The organism is Arthrobacter sp. PvP103 (assembly GCF_017833075.1).
Classification (GTDB): domain Bacteria; phylum Actinomycetota; class Actinomycetes; order Actinomycetales; family Micrococcaceae; genus Arthrobacter.
In genome coordinates, this window is sequence record NZ_JAFIBQ010000001.1 from 666,944 (window position 1) to 686,525 (window position 19,582).

Annotated in this window: 18 protein-coding genes and 1 tRNA gene; 10 read left to right on the forward strand and 9 right to left on the reverse strand. The window is 66.5% G+C overall.

The genetic code is table 11. The features are described 5' to 3' along the window. On the reverse strand, window positions 1-1,665 hold the full coding sequence (gene argS / locus JOE41_RS03120; RefSeq protein WP_209750805.1) for an arginine--tRNA ligase: 1,665 nt from the start codon (window positions 1,663-1,665) through the stop codon (window positions 1-3). Between the two features lie 165 nt (window positions 1,666-1,830). On the opposite strand from argS, the gene JOE41_RS03125 reads away from it, so the two are divergent. The 6 genes from JOE41_RS03125 to JOE41_RS03150 all read left to right on the forward strand — a co-directional run bounded on the left by JOE41_RS03125 (window position 1,831) and on the right by JOE41_RS03150 (window position 6,400). Then, window positions 1,831-2,295: an FMN-binding protein gene (locus JOE41_RS03125; protein WP_209750807.1), complete on the forward strand. Its 465-nt coding sequence runs from the start codon at window positions 1,831-1,833 to the stop codon at window positions 2,293-2,295. Window positions 2,296-2,334: 39 nt separating this feature from the next. Then, complete coding sequence (locus JOE41_RS03130) at window positions 2,335-3,207, forward strand: FAD:protein FMN transferase (protein WP_209750809.1); 873 nt, start codon at window positions 2,335-2,337, stop codon at window positions 3,205-3,207. 5 nt (window positions 3,208-3,212) lie between these two features. Continuing rightward, on the forward strand, window positions 3,213-4,724 hold the full coding sequence (locus JOE41_RS03135) for an FAD-dependent oxidoreductase (protein WP_209753519.1): 1,512 nt from the start codon (window positions 3,213-3,215) through the stop codon (window positions 4,722-4,724). Window positions 4,725-4,801: 77 nt separating this feature from the next. Next, window positions 4,802-4,874 (forward strand) — tRNA-Arg (locus JOE41_RS03140). Between the two features lie 114 nt (window positions 4,875-4,988). After that, window positions 4,989-6,032, forward strand: a complete 1,044-nt coding sequence (locus JOE41_RS03145; protein WP_209750811.1) for a M4 family metallopeptidase — start codon at window positions 4,989-4,991, stop codon at window positions 6,030-6,032. A 65-nt stretch (window positions 6,033-6,097) separates the two neighbouring features. Further along, window positions 6,098-6,400, forward strand: a complete 303-nt coding sequence (locus JOE41_RS03150) for a protealysin inhibitor emfourin (protein ID WP_011692471.1) — start codon at window positions 6,098-6,100, stop codon at window positions 6,398-6,400. Window positions 6,401-6,456: 56 nt separating this feature from the next. On the opposite strand, the gene JOE41_RS03155 is transcribed toward JOE41_RS03150, so the two are convergent. Next, window positions 6,457-7,425 (reverse strand): GlxA family transcriptional regulator, encoded by a 969-nt coding sequence (locus JOE41_RS03155; protein WP_209750813.1) that lies wholly within the window; start codon window positions 7,423-7,425, stop codon window positions 6,457-6,459. An 81-nt stretch (window positions 7,426-7,506) separates the two neighbouring features. On the opposite strand from JOE41_RS03155, the gene JOE41_RS03160 reads away from it, so the two are divergent. Together JOE41_RS03160 and hrpA are read left to right on the forward strand one after the other, a co-directional pair. Beyond that, the gene (locus tag JOE41_RS03160) at window positions 7,507-7,674 is read left to right on the forward strand and encodes a hypothetical protein (protein WP_198011511.1); all 168 of its coding nucleotides are present in this window, start codon (window positions 7,507-7,509) and stop codon (window positions 7,672-7,674) included. A gap of 144 nt (window positions 7,675-7,818) precedes the next feature. Continuing rightward, window positions 7,819-11,799, forward strand: a complete 3,981-nt coding sequence (gene hrpA / locus JOE41_RS03165) for an ATP-dependent RNA helicase HrpA (protein ID WP_209750815.1) — start codon at window positions 7,819-7,821, stop codon at window positions 11,797-11,799. Between the two features lie 37 nt (window positions 11,800-11,836). Here hrpA and JOE41_RS03170 read toward each other — a convergent pair whose 3' ends face one another. The 3 genes from JOE41_RS03170 to JOE41_RS03180 all read right to left on the reverse strand — a co-directional run bounded on the left by JOE41_RS03170 (window position 11,837) and on the right by JOE41_RS03180 (window position 14,325). Continuing rightward, window positions 11,837-12,265: an HIT family protein gene (locus tag JOE41_RS03170; protein WP_011692474.1), complete on the reverse strand. Its 429-nt coding sequence runs from the start codon at window positions 12,263-12,265 to the stop codon at window positions 11,837-11,839. Next, window positions 12,262-13,425 carry an NAD(P)-dependent alcohol dehydrogenase gene (locus JOE41_RS03175; RefSeq protein ID WP_245200608.1) on the reverse strand — a complete coding sequence of 388 codons (1,164 nt, stop codon included), beginning with the start codon at window positions 13,423-13,425 and terminating at the stop codon, window positions 12,262-12,264. Before JOE41_RS03175 ends, JOE41_RS03170 begins: the two co-directional genes overlap by 4 nt. Window positions 13,426-13,488: 63 nt before the next feature. Continuing rightward, complete coding sequence (locus tag JOE41_RS03180; RefSeq protein ID WP_209750817.1) at window positions 13,489-14,325, reverse strand: sulfurtransferase; 837 nt, start codon at window positions 14,323-14,325, stop codon at window positions 13,489-13,491. A gap of 110 nt (window positions 14,326-14,435) precedes the next feature. Between JOE41_RS03180 and JOE41_RS03185 the strand changes: the two genes are divergently transcribed. After that, window positions 14,436-15,530 carry a PLP-dependent cysteine synthase family protein gene (locus JOE41_RS03185; protein WP_209750819.1) on the forward strand — a complete coding sequence of 365 codons (1,095 nt, stop codon included), beginning with the start codon at window positions 14,436-14,438 and terminating at the stop codon, window positions 15,528-15,530. Here the strand turns inward: JOE41_RS03185 and JOE41_RS03190 are convergent. Continuing rightward, on the reverse strand, window positions 15,527-16,183 hold the full coding sequence (locus tag JOE41_RS03190; protein WP_209750821.1) for an MBL fold metallo-hydrolase: 657 nt from the start codon (window positions 16,181-16,183) through the stop codon (window positions 15,527-15,529). The two genes, JOE41_RS03185 and JOE41_RS03190, sit on opposite strands and share 4 nt — an antisense overlap. A gap of 120 nt (window positions 16,184-16,303) precedes the next feature. Here JOE41_RS03190 and JOE41_RS03195 point away from each other — a divergent pair, with 120 nt between their 5' ends. Continuing rightward, entirely contained in the window at window positions 16,304-16,768 is a 465-nt protein-coding gene (locus JOE41_RS03195; protein WP_011692479.1) for a Fur family transcriptional regulator, read from the forward strand. 29 nt (window positions 16,769-16,797) lie between these two features. Here JOE41_RS03195 and JOE41_RS03200 read toward each other — a convergent pair whose 3' ends face one another. The 3 genes from JOE41_RS03200 to JOE41_RS03210 are packed head-to-tail and all read right to left on the reverse strand — an operon-like array spanning window position 16,798 to window position 19,527. Further along, on the reverse strand, window positions 16,798-17,685 hold the full coding sequence (locus JOE41_RS03200) for a metal ABC transporter permease (RefSeq protein WP_209750823.1): 888 nt from the start codon (window positions 17,683-17,685) through the stop codon (window positions 16,798-16,800). Then, window positions 17,686-18,522: a metal ABC transporter ATP-binding protein gene (locus JOE41_RS03205; protein ID WP_011692481.1), complete on the reverse strand. Its 837-nt coding sequence runs from the start codon at window positions 18,520-18,522 to the stop codon at window positions 17,686-17,688. It lies immediately after the preceding gene. 39 nt (window positions 18,523-18,561) lie between these two features. Continuing rightward, a complete protein-coding gene (locus JOE41_RS03210; protein WP_011692482.1) occupies window positions 18,562-19,527 on the reverse strand; it encodes a metal ABC transporter solute-binding protein, Zn/Mn family in 966 nt (321 codons plus the stop codon). Window positions 19,528-19,582: the final 55 nt, after the last annotated feature.

Sequence of the window (19,582 nt, forward strand, 5' to 3'; positions counted from 1 at the left end):
TCACATCCGTTCCGGCGCCGAAACGCCTAGCAGTTCCAGGCCGTTGGCCAGCACCTGGCTCGTGGCATCGTTGAGCCACAGCCGCGTGCGGTTGACGTCGGTGATGGGCTCATCGCCCTGCGGCGCCACGCGGCAGGCGTCATACCAGCGGTGGTATGCGCCGGCAATGACCTCCAGGTGGCGGGCCACGCGGTGCGGTTCACGCAGCTCGGCGGCCTTGGCCACGATGGAGGGGTAGCTGCCCAGGTAGGAGAGCAGTTCATTCTCCGTAGCGTGGTCCAGGAGCGAGGCGTCGAACGCGTCTTTTCCATCAACGCGGCGTTCCACTCCGGCAGCCACGGCGTTGCGGGCTGTGCCGCGGGAGCGTGCATGCGCGTACTGCACGTAGAACACCGGGTTCTCGTTGCTGTGCTTCTTCAGCAGCTCGGGATCCAGGGTGAGCGGGGAGTCCGCCGGGAAGCGCGCCAGCGAATAACGGACGGCGTCCTTGCCCAGCCAGGAAATGAGGTCCTTGAGCTCGATGATGTTGCCCGCGCGTTTGGACAGCTTGGCGCCGTTCACCGACACGAGCTGGCCGATCAGCACCTCGATGTTGGCCTCGGGATCGTCTCCGGCGGCAGCGGCGATGGCCTTCAGCCGGTTGATGTAGCCGTGGTGGTCTGCTCCCAGCAGGTAGATCTTCTGATCGAAGCCGCGGTCCTTCTTGGAGAGGTAGTAAGCGGCATCCGCAGCGAAGTAGGTCGGTTCGCCGTTCGCCCGGATCATCACCCGGTCCTTGTCGTCACCGAAGTCCGTGGTGCGCAGCCAGACGGCACCGCCGTCGTCGAACACGTGGCCCTGCTCGCGAAGGCGGGCGACGGCACTTTCGATGGCGCCGGCGTCGTGCAGTTCCTGCTCCGAGAAGTAGACGTCAAAGGCGACGCCGAAGTCGGCGAGGGTGTCCTTGATGTCCTTCATCTGCGCCTTGTACGCGGCGCCACGGATCACCGGCAGCGCCGCGACGTCGGTCAGTTCCCGGATGTCCGGGTGTTCCGTCAGGACGTGGTGGCCCAGCTCGGAAATGTACTCGCCGGGGTAGCCTCCCTCAGGCACCCCGCGTCCGTGCAGCCGGGACAGTACGGAATGGGCGAAGACGTTCATCTGCGATCCGGCGTCATTGATGTAGTACTCGGCAGTGACCTTTGCGCCCGACGCCCGGAGCACCCGTGCGATCGAGTCGCCCAGCGCCGCCCAGCGGGTGTGGCCGATGTGCAGCGGACCGGTGGGGTTGGCGGAGACGAATTCCATGTTGACCACATGCCCGGCGAGCGCCGAGTTGGTACCGTACTCCGGGCCGGCTTCGACGATGGCCTTGGCGAGAGCCCCTGCGGCCGCGGCGTCCACCGTGATGTTCAGGAAGCCCGGGCCGGCGATGTCCACGGCTGAAACGCCGTCGATGGTCGCGAGCCGGGTGCTGAGGACGGTGGCGAACTCCCGGGGGTTGACCCCGGCCTGCTTGGACAGCTGGAGGGCTATGTTCGTGGCCCAGTCGCCGTGGTCCCGGTTCTTCGGCCGCTCCACGCGCACCTCGTCCGGCACGGCGGACGCGGAAAGAGTGATTTCACCGGCGGCGACGGCGTCTTTCAGGCAGGCGGATATGGCGAGGGAGAGTTCTTCGGGAGTCACGCGTCTAGCCTACCGGTGGCCCGCGAAAGCCGCGGAATCGGGGCAAGGCCATGACGCCGATAGCGCGCACCGGAAGGCATGGGCTTGGTCACAGGCTGAACCATTACGCTGATTCCAACGTTGTCCATCCTGTAACTGCCTGCAACTACACGAAACGAGCCCTGCATGAGCTTCCCCGTACGCAAGAGCCTCTTCGTCGGCATCGCCGGCATGTCCCTGATCGGAACCGTAGCCGGCTGCGCGCCGTCCGCCCAGGCACCCGCCGCCCAGTCCGCTGCTGCCACAACCGGCAGCGCCCCGATCGCCGGGACGGGCGCCTCTTCCCCGGGGGCGACCGGCTACAAGGACGGCACGTACAGCGCGGACGGAAATTATGTCTCCCCCAACGGCACGGAAACCGTGGGCGTTGAGCTGACGCTTGCAGGCGGCACGGTCTCCGGCGTAAACATCACCCAGCATCCGTCCAACCCCAACACCCGCAAGTTCCAGGGCGAGTTCGCCGGCGGCATCGCGGCGCAGATCGTGGGCAAGAAGCTGGATGAACTGAATGTTTCCAAGGTTGCCGGTTCCTCACTCACGAGCGGAGGCTTCAACCAGGCCGTGGAGAAGATCAAGGCCGAAGCCCAGTAAGTACCCCTGATCCCGCCTACCACGCCAAGAGGAGATAACGTGCCGCACCCGGGCTGGGCAGCGTTCAGTTTCGACGGAATCGGAACCAGCTGGGAGATTTCAACGCCGGGCACCCTGGACGGCGGCCAGCGCCGCCGGCTGCTCGACGTGGTGGAGACGTACGACGCCGCGTGGTCCCGTTTCCGTCCTGACTCGATTGTGGCGCAGGCGGCCAGGGAGCCCGGCCGCTTCCGGATGCCGGACGGTGCAGGCGCGCTGGGCCGCCTGTACCGGAGCCTGTACCGGCTGACGGACGGCGCCATGACGCCGCTGATCGGCGGCAGCCTGGAACAGCTTGGCTACGATCCGGATTATTCGCTCCGGCCGCGCGGAATCCCGCTGCCCGCCCCGCTGTGGGACGAGGTGCTGGACTGGCAGGACACCGTGGTGACCACCAGCGCTCCCGTGGTGCTGGACGTCGGAGCTGCCGGCAAGGGGCAGCTCGCGGATTTGCTAGCCGCGGAACTCCGGTCGCAGGGCATCACGGAACACTTCATCGACGCCAGCGGCGACCTGCTCAATTCCGGCCCCGTGCCCGTGTCCGTGGGCCTGGAGCACCCGTACGATCCCGGCCGCGCCATCGGCACGATCAGCCTGGGCGCGGGAGCCCTGTGCGCCTCGGCAGCCAACCGCAGGGGGTGGGGCGACGGGCTTCACCATGTGCTGGACGGCACCACGGGGGCTCCGGTCAGGACAGTGGTTGCCACGTGGGCACTCGCCGGCAATGCCATGACGGCCGACGCCCTGGCCACGGCGTTGTTCTTCGTTTCCGGCAAGGCGCTTGAGCAGGATTTTGATTTTTCCTGGCTTACGGTCTTCTCGGACGGAAGCGCCGCCTACTCAGCAGGTTTCGAAGGAGTGCTGTTCGAATGAGTTCCATGATCCAGCGTGCGGACACGTCCTTGAACCGCTTCACCATGTACCGCCTGGTGTTGTGGGTGCTCGCCGTACTTGCCGCGTACAGCCTGGTGCTCAATGTCCTGGGCTGGCTGACGTTCGGCATCCCCGAAATGCTCACGCACCTGGTGCTCTGCCTGGGACTGACCTACGTCTCGAACCGCGGGCTTGCTGCGCTGTTCCATGTCCGGCCGCACTCGGAATCATCCCTGATAACCGGTTTGCTGCTGTATTTCCTGTTCTGGCCCAGTTTCAAGGCGCTGGATATTGGGGGCGTCGCACTCGCCTGCATCTTGGCATCAGCGTCGAAATACGCCTTGGCCTGGCGCGGCAGGCACATTTTCAACCCGGCTGCGGCCGGGGCGTTTGTGACCGGGCTGACCGGCCTTAACATCGCCACGTGGTGGGCGGCCACTCCCGCGATGCTCTTCCTCCTGGTCCCCGGCATCCTGCTGGTGCTCTACCGCACCCGCAAGATGCTCATGGGCGCCGTGTTCACCGTGGTTTCAGTTTCCATCGTGGCCACGGAACTCCTCCGGGCCGGGATGTCGCCGGGCCAGGCACTGTGGCAGCCTCTCGCCCAACGGCCCGTGCTGTTCTTCGTGGGCTTCATGCTGACCGAACCGCTGACCCTTCCGCCCCGGCGCCGGCAGCAGCTGGCGCTCGCCGCCGTCGTCGGCGTTGTCTTTGCCGTCCCCTACAACCTGGGGTTCGTGGCGAACTCTCCTGAACTGGCCCTGCTGGTGGGGAACCTGCTCGCGTTCCTGGCGGGGCAGCGCGGCGGTATCCGGCTGAACTTCCAGGAGTCGCGGCCCCTGACGCCGACGACGACGGAATTCAGCTTCCTGCCCGACCGCGCGGTGCGGTTCGTGCCCGGACAGTACATCGAACTGCACCTGCCCCATGGCAGGTCGGACGGCAAGGGCCTGCGGAGGGTCTTCAGCCTGACCAGCGCCCCGGACGCACAGGACGTGACGATCGGCGTGGGCACGGCCGAGCCCGTGTCCGCCGCCAAGCGTGCCCTGCTCGCGCTGCGGCCCGGGGACTCCGTGACGGCCACCGCGGTGGGTGGCGACTTCGTCCTCCCGGACGGGTCCCGCGGGCCGGTCCTGCTGGTGGCGGCCGGCATCGGCATCACCCCCTACCTTGCCCAGCTCGCCCCAGGTGCGGCCAGGAACCGGGACGTCGTCCTACTGTACCTGGCAAAGTCGGCGGCAGAACTCGCCTACGCGGATGCGCTGGAACAGTCCGGCGCCCGGGTCATTGCCCGGCTCTCCGACGGTTCCGCGCCGCCGCCGTTCATGGAAGACGCCAGCACGGTCTCCCCGCCGCCGGAGCGGATCGACGGCGCGGCCCTCAAGGAACTGGTTCCGGACATTGCCGCCCGCGAAGTGTTCATTTCCGGCTCGCCCGCCAGCGTCCGCTCGCTCCGGGCTGCCGCCCGCAGTGCAGGTGCGCGGCGGATCCGTACCGATTCGTTTTCCGGATACTGAACGCCGATTTTCCTTTGAAGGCCACCTTCCTGCTAAGCTCTAGGACGTCCCGCCGGAAACGGCAGGAAACCCTGATTGCCCTCGTAGCTCAGGGGATAGAGCGTCTGCCTCCGGAGCAGAAGGTCGTAGGTTCGAATCCTATCGAGGGCACAGACAAACCCCGCCAGCCCAGCTGGCGGGGTTTCCTGCTTAAGGCGTGTCCCGCCGCAATGTCGTAACCCCCTCGTAGGCTGTCTTCATCGCCGACGAGTAAAGGGGACATATATGTACTGCTCCATCATCCCGCCCTACATGCTGCGGCGCCTTGCGGCACAGCACGAACCCCGCCTGTACGCGGTGGCCCGGGCGGCGAAGGAAGCCCTGCTTCATATCAGGTCCATCCAGGCCAGCCGCGCGCTTCCGCTGCCGGCAGTCCCGTCCGGTATCCGGCAGCTGAAGCCAGGTCCGCCGAACCGCACCGTGTATGACGCCGGGACCTCCGAGTCCCTTCCCGGCCAGCTGGTCCGCAAGGAGGGTGAACCCGCCACGGGAGACCCCTCGGCGGATGAGGCCTACGACGGACTGGGACACACCCACCGGCTTTACGCAGAGGCCTTCGGCCGGAACTCGATCGACGGCCAGGGGCTCGCCCTGGATGCCAGCGTGCATTTTGGGAAGCTCTACGACAACGCCTTCTGGGACGGACACCAGATGGTGTTCGGGGACGGCGACGGCGAAATCTTCCAGCGTTTCACCCGGTCCCTGAGCGTCATTGGCCACGAGCTGGCGCACGGCGTGACGCAGCATTCCGCCGGACTCGTCTACCGGAACCAGGCCGGTGCCATCAACGAATCGCTGTCGGACGTGTTCGGCGCACTGGTGGAACAGTACCTCGCGCAGCAGTCGGCATCGGAGGCCAGCTGGCTGATCGGGGAAAACCTGTTCACCGACAAGGTGCAAGGCTCAGCCCTGAGGTCGTTGAAGGCTCCCGGCACCGCGTACGACGACGACGTGCTGGGCAAGGATCCCCAGCCGGACTCCATGGATTCCTACGTCCGGACCAGCGCGGACAACGGCGGCGTGCACATCAACTCCGGCATCCCCAACCGCGCGTTCTACCTCGTGGCGTCGGCACTTGGCGGCAACGCCTGGGAAACCCCGGGCCGGATCTGGTACGACGCCCTTACCGGAGGTTCGCTGCCTGCCAACGCAACGTTTACCAAGTTCGCCAAGGCCACGGCCGCGTCGGCCGCAGAACTGTTCGGCGCCGGTTCCCCGGAACATGACGCCGTCCGGAAGGCGTGGGAAACTGTGAAGGTAAAGCTGTAACTGGGATCGCCGCCGGAGCGGTCAGCCGGCGGCCAGGCAGTACAGGAAGCACAGGAAACCAGGCCATGAAGATCACTGTCCAGCGCAGCGGCGGGATTGCTGCGCTCAAGCGGGTGTGGAGCATCCAGGCCACGACCCCCACGGACAAGAGCCGCTGGGAGCCGCTTGTGGAGGCCTGCCCGTGGGACGCCGTGCCGCGCACGGCCGAGGCGGGCGGCCAGCCGGACCGGTTTATGTATTCGATCAAAGCCGGCCAGCACCGCGCCACCCTCCCGGAACAGGCCGTCACCGGCCCGTGGCGCGTCCTTGTCGACAACACCAGGGCAGCGGCCGAGGCCGCAAGGAACGGCGAGCGCCGTCCGGATTAGCAACGCCCCGTCTTCACGTGCCCTGCCCCACCCGCCCTGTCTTCAGGTGCCGGGTGCTAGACGGCGGGTTCCAGGTGGCCGCGGAAGGCCCGCCGGTAGGATTGCGGACTCGTCGCCAGCACTTTGCCGAAATGGTGCCGGAGCAGCACGGAATGGCCGAACCCCGCCTCCCGGGCAATCTCGTCGATGTTGAGCTCCGTTGATTCCAGCAACTCCTGCGCCCGCAGCACCCGCTGGGAGTTGAGCCACGCAGCAGGCGTGGCGCCAGTTTCGGCCCGGAAGCGGCGCGCGAAAGTCCGCGGCGACATGTGGACCCGCGCCGCGAGCTCATTGACTGTGTGGTCGTGTTCGAGGTTCCGGACCATCCACTGCAGCAGTTCCTCCATGGGCTGTGACCCGCAGGACGGAATGGGCCGGTCGATGAACTGGGCCTGCCCGCCGTCGCGGTGGGGCGGGACCACCATGTCGCGGGCGATGCTCGCTGCCACGCCGGCTCCGAGTTCCACGCGCACCAAGTGGAGGCAGGCGTCGATGCCCGCCGCGGTCCCGGCGCTGCTGATGATCCGGCCGTCCTGTACGTACAGGACATTCTCGTCCACCAGCGCCGCCGGGTAGCGGCTGGCCAGTTCCCGGGAAAAGTGCCAGTGCGTGGTGCAGCGGCGGCCGTCGAGCAGGCCGGCACGCGCCAGGGCAAAAGCGCCCGAACAGATGGACATCACCCAGGCTCCGCGCGAATGGGCGGCCCGCAGCGCATCCAGCACCGTTTCAGGGACGTCCTGGTCATGGCCGTAGGGAGCCATGATCACCAGGTCGGCATCCGCAGCCGCCTCCAGGCCCAGGTCGATGTGCATGGTCAGCCCTGACTTGAGCCGGACATCACCCGGCTTCGGCGTGCAGACCCGGAAATCGAAGGCCGGCACACCGCTCCCCCGCGCCGACCTGTCAATGCCGAACACCTCGAAGGCGGTCCCGAACTCGAAGATGGAGAAGTTGGGTACGACAATCACTGCCACTGAGTTGAGCATGCTTCCATTGTGGCAGAAATTAGAGCTTTTTGGGCATTTCTGCCACTGTTTTGCCGAAGGTAACGGGAGAAACATAGAGGCATGGAAACCTTCGGAGTTGTACTCATCGTCCTGTTGCTCATCGTCCTTCCGGCCACCATCGCCGCACTCCTCAAAGACGGTCGGGGCCACACTCCTCCCGAACGCTCGGAGCAGGACTGGTCCGCGCTGGACCTGCCAAGCATCAGCTACACCCTGCGGAACTACTGACAGCGGTGACGCCCGGATTCCGTTTCACCCCGGACAGCGGGCACAAGAACAAGGAAGGACCCGGCCCGCCTATGGGCCGGGTCCTTCGCCGTCGGACAACAGAACGCAGCAGCCGGCCCCGGCCGCAGTAGACTGTGTCCAGCCATGACTTTTCATATTTCCTACCCCGCCGAGCTGCCGGTTTCCGAGCGCCGCGAGGACCTGATGGCCGCCATCGCGGCCAACCAGGTGACGATCATCGCCGGCGAGACCGGCTCCGGCAAGACCACCCAGATCCCCAAGATGTGCCTGGAACTGGGCCTGGGCGAGAACGGACTGATCGGCCACACCCAGCCGCGCCGCCTTGCGGCCCGGACCGTGGCGGAGCGCATTGCCGAGGAACTCGGCGTCGAGATCGGCCAGGAGGTGGGCTTCCAGGTCCGCTTCACTGGCGAGGTCAGCCGGTCCACCAAGGTCAAGCTCATGACGGACGGCATCCTGCTGGCGGAAATCCAGCGGGACAAGCTGCTGCGCAAGTACAACGCCATCATCATCGACGAGGCCCACGAGCGAAGCCTCAACATCGACTTCATCCTCGGGTACCTCAAGCGGATCCTGCCGCAGCGCCCCGACCTGAAAATCATCATCACCTCCGCCACCATCGATCCCGAACGGTTCGCCAAGCACTTCGGCACCGAGGAGGAGCCCTCCCCGATCATCGAGGTGTCCGGACGGACATTCCCGGTGGAAATCCGGTACCGGCCGCTGTCCCAGCCGGCGGGCGGGGTGCCCGGCAGCGGAGACGATGACGAAGCTGTCGCGGCCTCCGACGACGAACTCGAGGAGGACCGTGACCCGCTTGACGCCGTCTGCGACGCCGTCGACGAGCTGGCGCTCGAAGCGCCGGGCGACATCCTTATCTTCTTCTCCGGCGAGCGCGAAATCCGGGACGCCGCCGAAGCGCTCAACGCCCGGATCCAGTCCAACCGGCGGCTGGCCGGCACGGAGGTTCTCCCCCTCTTCGCCCGGCTGAGCCTGCAGGAACAGCACAAGGTTTTCCACCCCGGCAGCAAACGACGGATCGTGCTGGCCACCAACGTCGCTGAGACGTCCCTCACCGTGCCCGGCATCAAGTACGTTGTGGACACCGGCACGGCGCGCATCTCGCGTTACTCCCACCGGACCAAAGTGCAGCGGCTGCCGATCGAACGTGTGTCCCAGGCTTCGGCCAACCAGCGTTCCGGCCGCTGCGGCCGCGTGTCCGACGGCATCGCCATCCGGCTCTACTCGGAAGACGACTTCGAGTCCAGGCCGCAGTTCACCGACCCGGAGATCCTGCGCACCAACCTCGCGGCAGTCATCCTGCAGATGACCGCCATGGGGGTGGCCCGCGGGCCCAAGGACGTGGAGAACTTCCCTTTCGTGGAGCCTCCGGATTCACGCGCCATCAACGACGGCGTCACGCTCCTGCGCGAACTCGGCGCCGTGAGCGCCGCCCGTCCGCAGGGCGCCGCGGGCGCTGCCGCAGGCAGGAACGGCGGCGGACTGACCGCCGTCGGGCAAAAGCTCGCCCAGCTGCCGGTGGACCCGCGGCTGGGCCGGATGATCGTTGAGGCGGGCAAACGCGGCTGCGTCCGTGACGTCATGATCCTCGCCGCTGCGCTCACCATCCAGGACCCGCGCGAGCGCCCGACCGACAAGCAGCAGCTCGCCGCGGAGAAGCATGCGCGGTTCCGGGACGAGAATTCGGACTTCACCGGTTTCCTGAACCTCTGGAACTACCTCCAGGAGAAGCAGCAGGAACTGTCCTCCACGGCCTTCCGCCGGCTCTGCCGCGCCGAGTACATCAACTACCTGCGGGTGCGGGAATGGCAGGACCTCTTCGCCCAGCTTCGTCAGCTCGCCCGCCCGCTGGGCATCAGCCTGGACAACAAGCGGCTGGCCGACCCCGTGGGCAACCATGAGGGAATCCACATAAGCCTGCTCTCCGGCCTGCTGAGCCACATCGGCATTCTCGACGAGCGCAAGCGCGAATACGCCGGCGCCCGCGGCAGCCGCTTCGCGATCTTCCCAGGCTCGGCGCTGTTCAAGAAGTCCCCCACCTTTGTGATGGCCGCCGAGCTGGTGGAAACGAGCCGGCTGTGGGCCCGCGTCGCCGCGAAATTCGATCCGCTCTGGGCCGAACAGGTGGCGCCGGACCTGGTCAAGCGCAGCTACAGTGAGCCGCACTGGTCCAAGAAGATGGGCTCCGTGATGGCCCACGAAAAGGTCACCCTGTATGGAGTGCCCATCATCCCCAGCCGCCGGATCAACTACGGCAAGGTGGATCCGGAGCTGTGCCGGGAACTCTTCATCCGGCATGCCCTCGTCGAGGGCGACTGGCAGACCCACCACAAGTTCTTCCACCGCAACCGTGCCCTGCTCCAGGAGATCGAAGAGCTTGAGGCGCGGATGCGGCGCCGGGACATCCTGGTGGACGACGAGACACTCTTCGAGTTCTACGACGCCCGGATCGGCAAGGACGTGGTGTCGGAGCGGCACTTCGACAAGTGGTGGAAGGAAGCACGCCAGCAGGACCCCGCCCTGCTGGACTTCGACCAGTCCCTGCTGATCAGCGAAGACGCCGACGCGCTGGATGATTCGGCCTACCCGAAAACCTGGCTGCACAAGGGCTTCGAGCTTCCGCTGAGCTACGAATTCCATCCGGTGGCGCCCGGCTCGCCGCCCAACCCGTCCGACGGCGTCACCGCCGAGGTTCCGGTGCTCTTCCTGAACCAGCTCGACGACGCCGCCTTCCGCTGGCTCATCCCCGGCCAGCGCGTGGAACTGGTCACGGCCCTGATCAAGTCGCTGCCCAAGCAGGTGCGGAAGAACTTCGTGCCCGCCCCGGACGTCGCCCGCCAGGCGGTGGCGGCACTGGAGGCGGACTTCGATCCGACCGCCGACGATCTCGAACCTTCACTGGAACTGGTCCTCCGCCGGATCCGCGGACAGGTCATTCCGCCGGGTTCGTGGAACTGGGATGCGGTGCCCGCCCACCTCAGGGTGAGCTTCCGCGTGGTTGATGCCCAGGGCAAGGTCCTGGATGAGGGCAAGGACCTCGCGGCACTGCAGGAGCGGCTGGCCCCGGCCACCCGGCGGGCGATCGCCGAATCCCTGGGGGCAACTCCAGTGACGACAGCCCCGAAGGGTGCACAGGGCAGGAAGTCGGCGGAGGCACCGAAGAACACCGGCACCTTCACGCCGTCCCCAAACGGTGCTGTCGCACCCGGCTTCGCGGAGAAGGCGGGGCTGACGGACTGGACCTTCGGAACCGTCCAGCGACAGGTCCAGGGCATGGTGAAAGGACACACCGTCACCGGCTACCCCGCTTTGGTCGACGAGGGCACGTCCGTTGCACTGCGGCTGTTCCAGACCCCCTCCGAACAGGAACAGGCCATGCGCGGCGGCGTCATCCGCCTGCTCGCGCTGAAGGTGCCCGCGCCGGACCGGTATGTCCTGGAGCACCTGAACAACACCGAGAAACTGACTTTCAGCCAGAATCCGCACGGTTCGGTGTCCGCCCTGATCGCGGACTGCGCGCTGGCCGCGATCGACAAGCTCACGCCGGCCGAACTGCCGTGGGACGAGGCGTCCTTCAAGGCCCTGTACGAACAGGTCCGGGCCGAACTCATCGACACAGTGTTCACGGTCACCGCGGTAGTCGAGCGCATCCTTGCCAGCACGCGCCGGATCGAGAAGCAGCTGAAGGGCACCACGAGCCTGGCCCTTATCAGCGCACTCAACGATGTGAAGAGCCAGCTCGAGCAACTCGTCTTCCCGGGCTTTGTGGCACGCACGGGCTACGCCCAACTCAGCCAGCTGCCGCGTTACCTGGCCGCGATTGAGAAGCGTCTGGAGAAACTGCCCGGCAACGTCCAGCGGGATGCCCTGCACATGGCCGCCGTGCAGGCATTGGAAGACGACTACGATGACGCCGTTTCGGCGCTTCTGCCCGGGCGGCGTGCGGGCGCTGAGTTAACGCAGGTGCGCTGGATGATCGAGGAGCTGAGGGTGAGCTTCTTCGCCGTCGAACTCGGGACAGCCTATTCGGTCTCCGAGAAGCGGATCCGGGCGGTATTGAACAAGGCTCTGGCCCCGGCGTAGCGGCCGCCGGGGAACTCCGGCGGCCGGGACCCGACCGTCAGGCGACGGGGACGTGATCGCCGTGGCCGGCCTCGCGTAGCCCCTGGCGGAGCTTTTCGGCATTGGCGTCCAGTTGCGCGGGGTCCGGGTTCTGGTCCACCGAGCCGAAGTCGTAGTCGGCCATGGAGTTGGACGGCCACACATGGACGTGGAGGTGGTTGACCTCGTAGCCGGCCACGATCAGTCCGGCCCGTGCAGCATCAAAAACATCGACCTGGACGGCGCCTATCTTCCGGGCTACTTCCATCACGCGGGCCAGGAGGGCGGGCGGAGCGTCCGTCCAGCGGTCCACTTCCTCAATGGGAACAACCAGCGTGTGGCCGTCAGCAAGCGGGCCCATGGTCAGGAAGGCCACCACGTCCTCGTCCCGCCAGACGAAGCGTCCGGGGATCTCGCCGTTGATGATCTTTGTGAAAACGGTGCTCATGCGTCTGCCTTTTCCGAAGGGGTTCCGAGGGTACTGGTGTCCAGGACAAAACGATACTTGACGTCGCCTGCCACCATACGGTCATAGGCCTCGTTCAGCTGCTCCGCACGCACCACCTCGACGTCGGAGACGACGCCGTGTCCGGCACAGAAGTCCAGCATCTCCTGGGTCTCGGCGATGCTTCCGATGAGTGAGCCCGCGTAGGAGATCCGGCGCCGGACCAGTGTCCCCGGGTTGACTGCCGGCATGGCGCCTGAAGGCAGGCCCAGCTGGAAGAGCGCTCCGTCCCGGCGCAGGGTCCGGAAGTAGAGGTTGAGGTCATGCGGAGCCGCCACCGTGTCGATGATGACGTCGATGCTGCGGTCCGCGGCCGTCATGGACGCTTCGTCGCGGGACAGGATGACGCCGTCAGCGCCAAGCTCGCGGGCCGCGGCCACCTTCGACTCCGATGTGGTGAACACCTTCACCTCGGCACCCATCGCCTTGGCGAGCTTCACGGCCAGGTGGCCCAGTCCGCCGAGCCCCACCACCCCCACAACGTCTCCGGCCTCAACGCCGAAATGCCGCAGCGGGGAATAGGTGGTGATGCCGGCACAGAGGAGCGGTGCGACGGCGGCGGAGTCAAGGTTTTCCGGAACCCGCAGCACGTAGCGGCGGTCCACCACCACGGACGTGGCGTAGCCGCCCTGTGTGACGACGCCGCCGTTGCGGGCATCCACCGCTCCGTAGGTGCCGGTCATGCCGTTTTCGCAGTACTGCTCCAGCCCCTCGAGGCAGCTGTCGCATTCACGGCAGGAATCCACCATGCACCCCACGCCCACGAGGTCGCCCGGCGCGAAGTCGTCGACGGCGGGGCCTACCCGGCTGACGCGGCCAACGATTTCGTGGCCCGGCACCAGCGGGTATTTCTGCGCGCCCCACTCGCCGCGCGTTGCGTGCACGTCCGAGTGGCAGAGGCCGCAGAACTCAATGGCGATCTCGACGTCGTCGTCCTTCGGGGCCCGGCGGGCGACGGTCAGTGGCACCAGTCCGCCGCCTGCGGCCGTGGCCCCGTAGGCCGCGGCCAGCCGCGGCGGCGCCGGCTGGCTTGAGCCCTGGAGCGGCGGGGTGCCGGGGAGCGGCTTGGCGAGGGGCGGCGGTACGGGGCGTCCGGGAGTCATCCTCAGACGCTACCCCCGCCGCCGGCCGGTGCTCCAATCGGAGCGGTGCTTGCGGCGCCAGCCTTAGGGAGCCGCTCCCGTAGCCACCTCGTTGGCGGGGTCATTGGACCACTGCGAAAAGGAGCCTGGATACAGTGCAGCCGGAAAGCCGGCGATTTCCAGTGCGGCTATTTCGTGCGCGGCGGTGACGCCGGAGCCGCAGTAGACAGCGGTGGGCACATCCGGGCTGACGCCCAGGGCGGTGAAACGCCCGCGCAGCTCCTCCGGCGGCAGGAACCGTCCGTCGCTTCCAATGTTTCCGGCGGTGGGGGCGCTCACAGCGCCCGGAATGTGTCCTGCCCGCGGATCCACCGGTTCGACCTCGCCGCGGTAGCGCTCCCCCGCCCGCGCGTCCAGCAGGACTCCCCTCCCGGGCCACTCCGCGGCCTGGGCCGAGTCGATCACGGGCATCGCTCCGTCGGTCAGCGTGACGTCACCCAGCGAGGCCTGCTCGAGGCCGCCCTCCACGGGGTATCCGGCCGCCCGCCAGGCGGACAGGCCGCCGTCGAGCAGGAACACCGTGGACATCCCGGCGTTACGCAGCATCCACCACAGCCTGGCGGCAGCAGTGCTGCCTGTGTCGTCATAGGCGACCACGACGTCGTTGTCCCGGATTCCCCAGCACCGCGCCGATTCCTGGAACTGCTGCAGCGGCGGCAAGGGATGCCTGCCCTGGCAAGGGTCCGCCGGACCCGCCAGCGCGGTAGGCAGGTCGACGTAGATGGCGCCGGGAATATGCGCCTCAAGATAGTGTTCGCGGCCGTGGGGATCGCCCAGCGCCCAGCGCACATCCAGCAGAACGGTGCGCCCGCCGGAGGTCATCCGGTGGTTCAGCGCGGACACGTCCATCAGGGGGTTCATCAAATCTCCTTTGGTTCGGATGACAGGCTGTCCGGCCGGCGCACAACGCGGACGGGCAGCCGGTACCCACTGTATCCGCGGACGACCCCTCTCCCGGGTAGGCTGAATTAGTGAACAAACTAGGCAACCGGCCGGGCAAACAGGACCGGGCATGGGCGGATGAAGCCGTCCGCAGGATCAACGCCGAAAACAACAGGTCGGCGGACACGCACCTCTACTCTGTTCCGCTTCCGGAGCACTGGGGCGTCCAGCTCTACCTGAAGGACGAGTCCACGCACCGCTCCGGCAGCCTCAAGCACCGGCTGGCGCGCTCACTGTTCCTGTTCGGCCTGGTCAACGGCTGGATCCGGGAGGACACCACCATCGTGGAGGCCTCCAGCGGCAGTACGGCGGTCTCGGAGGCCTACTTTGCCCAGCTCCTTGGCTTGCCGTTCATCGCCGTCATGACCCGCACCACCAGCCCGGAAAAGATTGCCCTCATTGAGCAGTTCGGCGGGTCCTGCCTCCTGGTGGATCATGCCTCCGAGGTGTATTCCGCCGCAGAGGAAGTTGCCCGCACCGCCCGCGGGCACTATATGGACCAGTTCACCTACGCCGAGCGCGCCACGGACTGGCGGGGCAACAACAACATCGCCGAGTCCATCTTCCAGCAGCTCGCCCTCGAGGAGCACCCTGTCCCCCGCTGGATCGTGGTGGGTGCCGGCACCGGCGGAACCAGCGCCACCATCGGCCGCTACCTGCGCTACCACCGCCATCACACGGAGCTCGCGGTCGTGGACCCGGAAAACTCCGCCTTCTACCCTGGCTGGCGGGACGGCGTCGCCGGCTTCAGCACCGGTATGCCATCCCGCATCGAGGGCATCGGCAGGCCGCGGATGGAACCCAGCTTCGTGCCCGCCGTGATAGACCACATGATCCAGGTCCCCGACGCTGCCTCGGTGGCGGCCATGCGGCACCTGCGGGACCTGGCGGGGCTGCATGCGGGCCCGTCCACCGGAACCAACCTGTGGGGCGTGTGGCAGCTGATCGCCGGAATGATCGCGGAGGGACAGCGGGGAAGCGTGGTCTCGCTGATGTGCGACGCCGGCGACCGCTACGCAGGGAGTTACTACAACGAGGAGTGGCTGGCGGCGCGCGGGCTGGACCCGAGGCCGCACGAGGCCGCGATCAGGGACTTTTTCGATACCGGAAACTGGCGCGCCTAGACCTCCACGGATTCCCCGCTGGAGAGGTGCGCGTACTCGGTGCCGTATTTTGCCCCGAGCCGCTTCACGTGCCCTTCGATCAGGCCGAGTCCGGTTTCGTTGAGCAGGGCGTCGTGGATAGGGAATGCCTTGGCGGCGCGGACACCAATGACGAAATCGACCACCTCACCCACTTTGTTCCAAGGCGCGTGCACCGGGACCAGGAGTGTCCGGACGCCAATCCCGTCCGGAATCACCAACGAGTCACCGGGGTGGTACACGTTGGAGTCGATCAGGTACCCGATGTTCGCCACCACGGGGATCTGGGGGTGGATCAGGGCGTGCTGGCCGCCGAACGCCTGAACCTCGAAGCCGACGGCGGTGAATGCCTCGCCGGGTTCGACGTCCCTGATCCGGGAGCCGGCAAACGGCGCCTCGGACCGCAGCTTTGCCGCCACTCCCGCCGGGGCAAAGACCTGGAGCGACTCATTGTCCCGCAGCGCTGACACCATGGCCGGTACATCGATGTGGTCGCCGTGCTCGTGGGTGACCAGGACGGCTCCAGCCCCTCCGAGGGCCTGCCCGGTTTCGGAGAACGTGCCGGGATCTATCACCAGCACCTGGCCGTCCTTCTCGAGCCGGACACAGGCGTGGGTGTATTTAGTCAGCTTCATGGAGCCAGCCTAGGGTGGGCCGCGCGGCAGTGTCCACGAAGCCGTCCCCGAACCCGTTCGTGAACTCCCGGCTGGTAATCTTGGACATTGCCAACACCCCTTAGGGAAGCGAGTCAATCCATGGCCCACGGCGCCAAAGCCGAAGGCACAAAGCTATCCGCACCGGCTTCCGCCGGCGGCCGGGAGCAGCGTGTCACCAAGCAGCGACTGGCGGTGAGCGCCGCCCTGGATGAGCTGGACGACTTCGTCAGCACCCAGGAGCTCTACCGGATGCTGCAGAACCAGGGCACCTCGGTGTCACTGGCCACTGCCTACCGGATCCTTCAGTCGCTCGCCGACGACGGGCTTGTCGATGTCCTGCGCAACGGCGAGGGCGAGGCCGTCTACCGGAGGTGCGCCGTCACAGGCCACCACCATCACCTGCTGTGCCGCAACTGCGGCAAGGCCGTGGAAGTGGAAGCACCTGCCGTGGAGACCTGGGCTGCGCGGACCGCCGCGGAGCACGGTTACACCGAAGTGGCCCACACCGTGGAGATTTTCGGCCTGTGTCCGGACTGCACGGCCCGCAAGGCCGACGCCGGCTAAGAGCCGCCCGGGCTGACGGACGGCGCCGGCTAAGAGGCGCCCGCCCCGGCTGGGAGGACGCGTCCGTTGAGGCCGCGTCCGGCCCGTATGCCGCCAACGATCCGGCACACAACGTAGATCAGGAATGACAGCGTGGTCACGTAGGGGCTGATGGGTATCCGGCCGCCGAGGGCCAGCATGATGCCGCCCACGGTGGCGGTCACCGCGAAGGCCACGCTGAGAATCACCACCAGCGGGGGCGATGAGGTAACGCGAAGCGCGGCAGCGGCCGGAGTGATCAGCAGGGCGAGCACGAGGAGTGCCCCGACCACCTGGATGGCCAGCGCCACGCTGATTCCCAGCAGCACCATAAAGCCGATGCCCAGCGTCCGGACAGGTACGCCGCGGGCTTCCGCCACTTCCGGGTCCACGCTGGCAAAGGTGAGCGGGCGCCAGATGGCCACCAGCGCAATCATCACTACCAGGGCGGCCGTGGCCAGCACCTGCAGTTGAACTGTATCCACAGACACGATCTGCCCCGTCAGGAGGCCGAACTTGTTTGAGGCCCGCCCCTCGTACAGCGATAGAAAGAGAATGCCCAGGCCCAGGCCGAACGGCATGATCACGCCAATGATGGAGTTTTTGTCCCGGGCACGGACTCCCATCACGCCCAGGAGCAGCGCCGCGAGCACCGAACCCACCAGGGATCCGAACACGACGTCGGCTCCGATCAGTAGCGCGAAGGCTGCGCCTGCGAAGGAAAGCTCGGAGATTCCGTGGACCGCGAAGGCGAGGTCCCTTTTCATCACGAACGTACCCATGAGCCCGCCCAACAGACCGAGCAGCGCTCCTGCCCAGAGGGAGTTCTGGACCAGGGCCAGTAGCTCGCCGTAGTTGTCAAAATTGAAGATGGAACGCAGGATACTGTCGAAATCCATTTAGCCCACCTCCCCTGCCACTGAATGTGCGTCCTCGTGGTGGTGGGTGACACCCTCCGGCAGCCCCACCACGACCATCCGGCCGTTGGCCCGGATCACCTCAACCCTGCTGCCGTAAAGTCCGGAGAGCACCTCGGTGGTCATCACCTCTGCGGGCCTGCCTACCCGGAACCGTCCGCCGGCAAGGTAGAGGACGCGGTCCACGTAGTCGATGATCGGATTGATCTCGTGCGTGACAAATACGACGGCACTGTCCTTACTGCGGCACTGCTCGTTGATCAGTGCGCTGACGGCCTGCTGGTGCTGGAGGTCCAGGGACAGCAGCGGTTCGTCGCACAGCAGGACGCGCGGATCCGAGGCCAGCGACTGGGCGACCCTTAGCCTCTGCTGCTCACCGCCGGAGAGCTGGCCCACCGGGACCTTGGCGTAATCAGCGGCCCCCACCAGGTCCAGCAGCTCATCGATCCTGTGGTTGGCCTTGGCGGCTCCCAGCCGCAGTCCCCAACGGTGGCCGTCCACGCCAAGTCCCACGAGGTCCCGGGCACGCAGTGGCGTATCCGGTGCAAAGGATTTCTGCTGCGGGATGTAGCCGATCAGCCTGCTGCCCCGCTCCACCGGGCGCCCGCCCAACGTTGCCGTACCGGAATGGAGGTCCTGCAGGCCCAGCAGGACCTTCAGGAACGTGGTCTTGCCGCTGCCGTTCGGGCCGAGGACCGCAAAGAACTCGCCGGGGTTTATATCGAGGTCCAGGTCCTCCCACAACGTCCGTTTCCCGAACTTCAGGGTGGCTCCGCGGAGGCTCACTACCGGTTTCAACGTTCTTAATCCTCGATTCATACGGGGCGAAGCGCCCCCACCATCCTAGTGACGCCGGGGCTACTTCTGCAGTGCCTGCGCGATGCTGTCCACGTTACTGCCCATCCACTGCACGTAAGTCTTCCCCTCCGGAAGGGTTTCACTGAAGTCCAGCACGGGGACGCCGGCAGCCTCGGCTGCCTTCCTGAGGGCCTGCGTCTGCGGACCTTCCGTCTGCGTGTTGTACGCCAGGAACTTGATGTCCTTTGATCCGGCCAGTTCCGTGGCTTCCTTGAGGGCGGCGGGCGGCACATCGGCATCTTCCTCGATGGCGGCCGTGTAGTCGGCAGGAGTTTTGTTTACCAGGCCCGCGGCCTCGATCAGGTAGAGCGGCACCGGCTCGGTCACCGCAACGGGAGCCTGTGCTGCCGTTGCGGTGAGACCGGCCACCTTTGCGTTCAGCCCGGCGATCTCTTTTTTGAAAGTGGCGGCATTGGCCTGGAAGGTTGCTGCGGAGGCCGGCTCCAACGCCGCGAGCTTGGCTTCGACGGCGTCGGCCAGCTTGGTCATGGCATCGAGGCTGTACCAGACGTGCTCATTGAACGCTCCGTGATCGTGGGCATGCCCGTGGTCGTCGGCGCCGGCCGTGGACCCGGCCGTGGACTCTTCTTCGGGGGCAAGCCCGGAAACCTCGACTGCGCTGATGATGTTGTCATGGCCCACGTTGCTGTCGTCGGCCAGCTTGTGGATGAAGTCGTCATAGCCACCGCCGTTTTCAACCACCAGCCGGGCCTTCGAGACCGCAAGCTTGTCCTGCGTGGTGGCCTCGTAGGAGTGCGGATCCTGGCTGGCCTTGCTGATCAGTGCTTTGACGCTCACCTTGTCGCCGCCGATTTCCCGGACGATGTCACCGTAAACGTTCGTGGAGGTGACAACCTCAATGGTGCCGGAAGCTGCCGGCTGGCCGCCCGGCGTCGTACTGCAGGCTGACAGCACCAGGCTCAGGCCTGCAAGGGCGGTGACGGAGAAGACTGCGGAACGGCGCACGGAAAGACCTCGGATCTGGTTGTCTGGACTTGCCACATGAGAATCAGGAGCATTA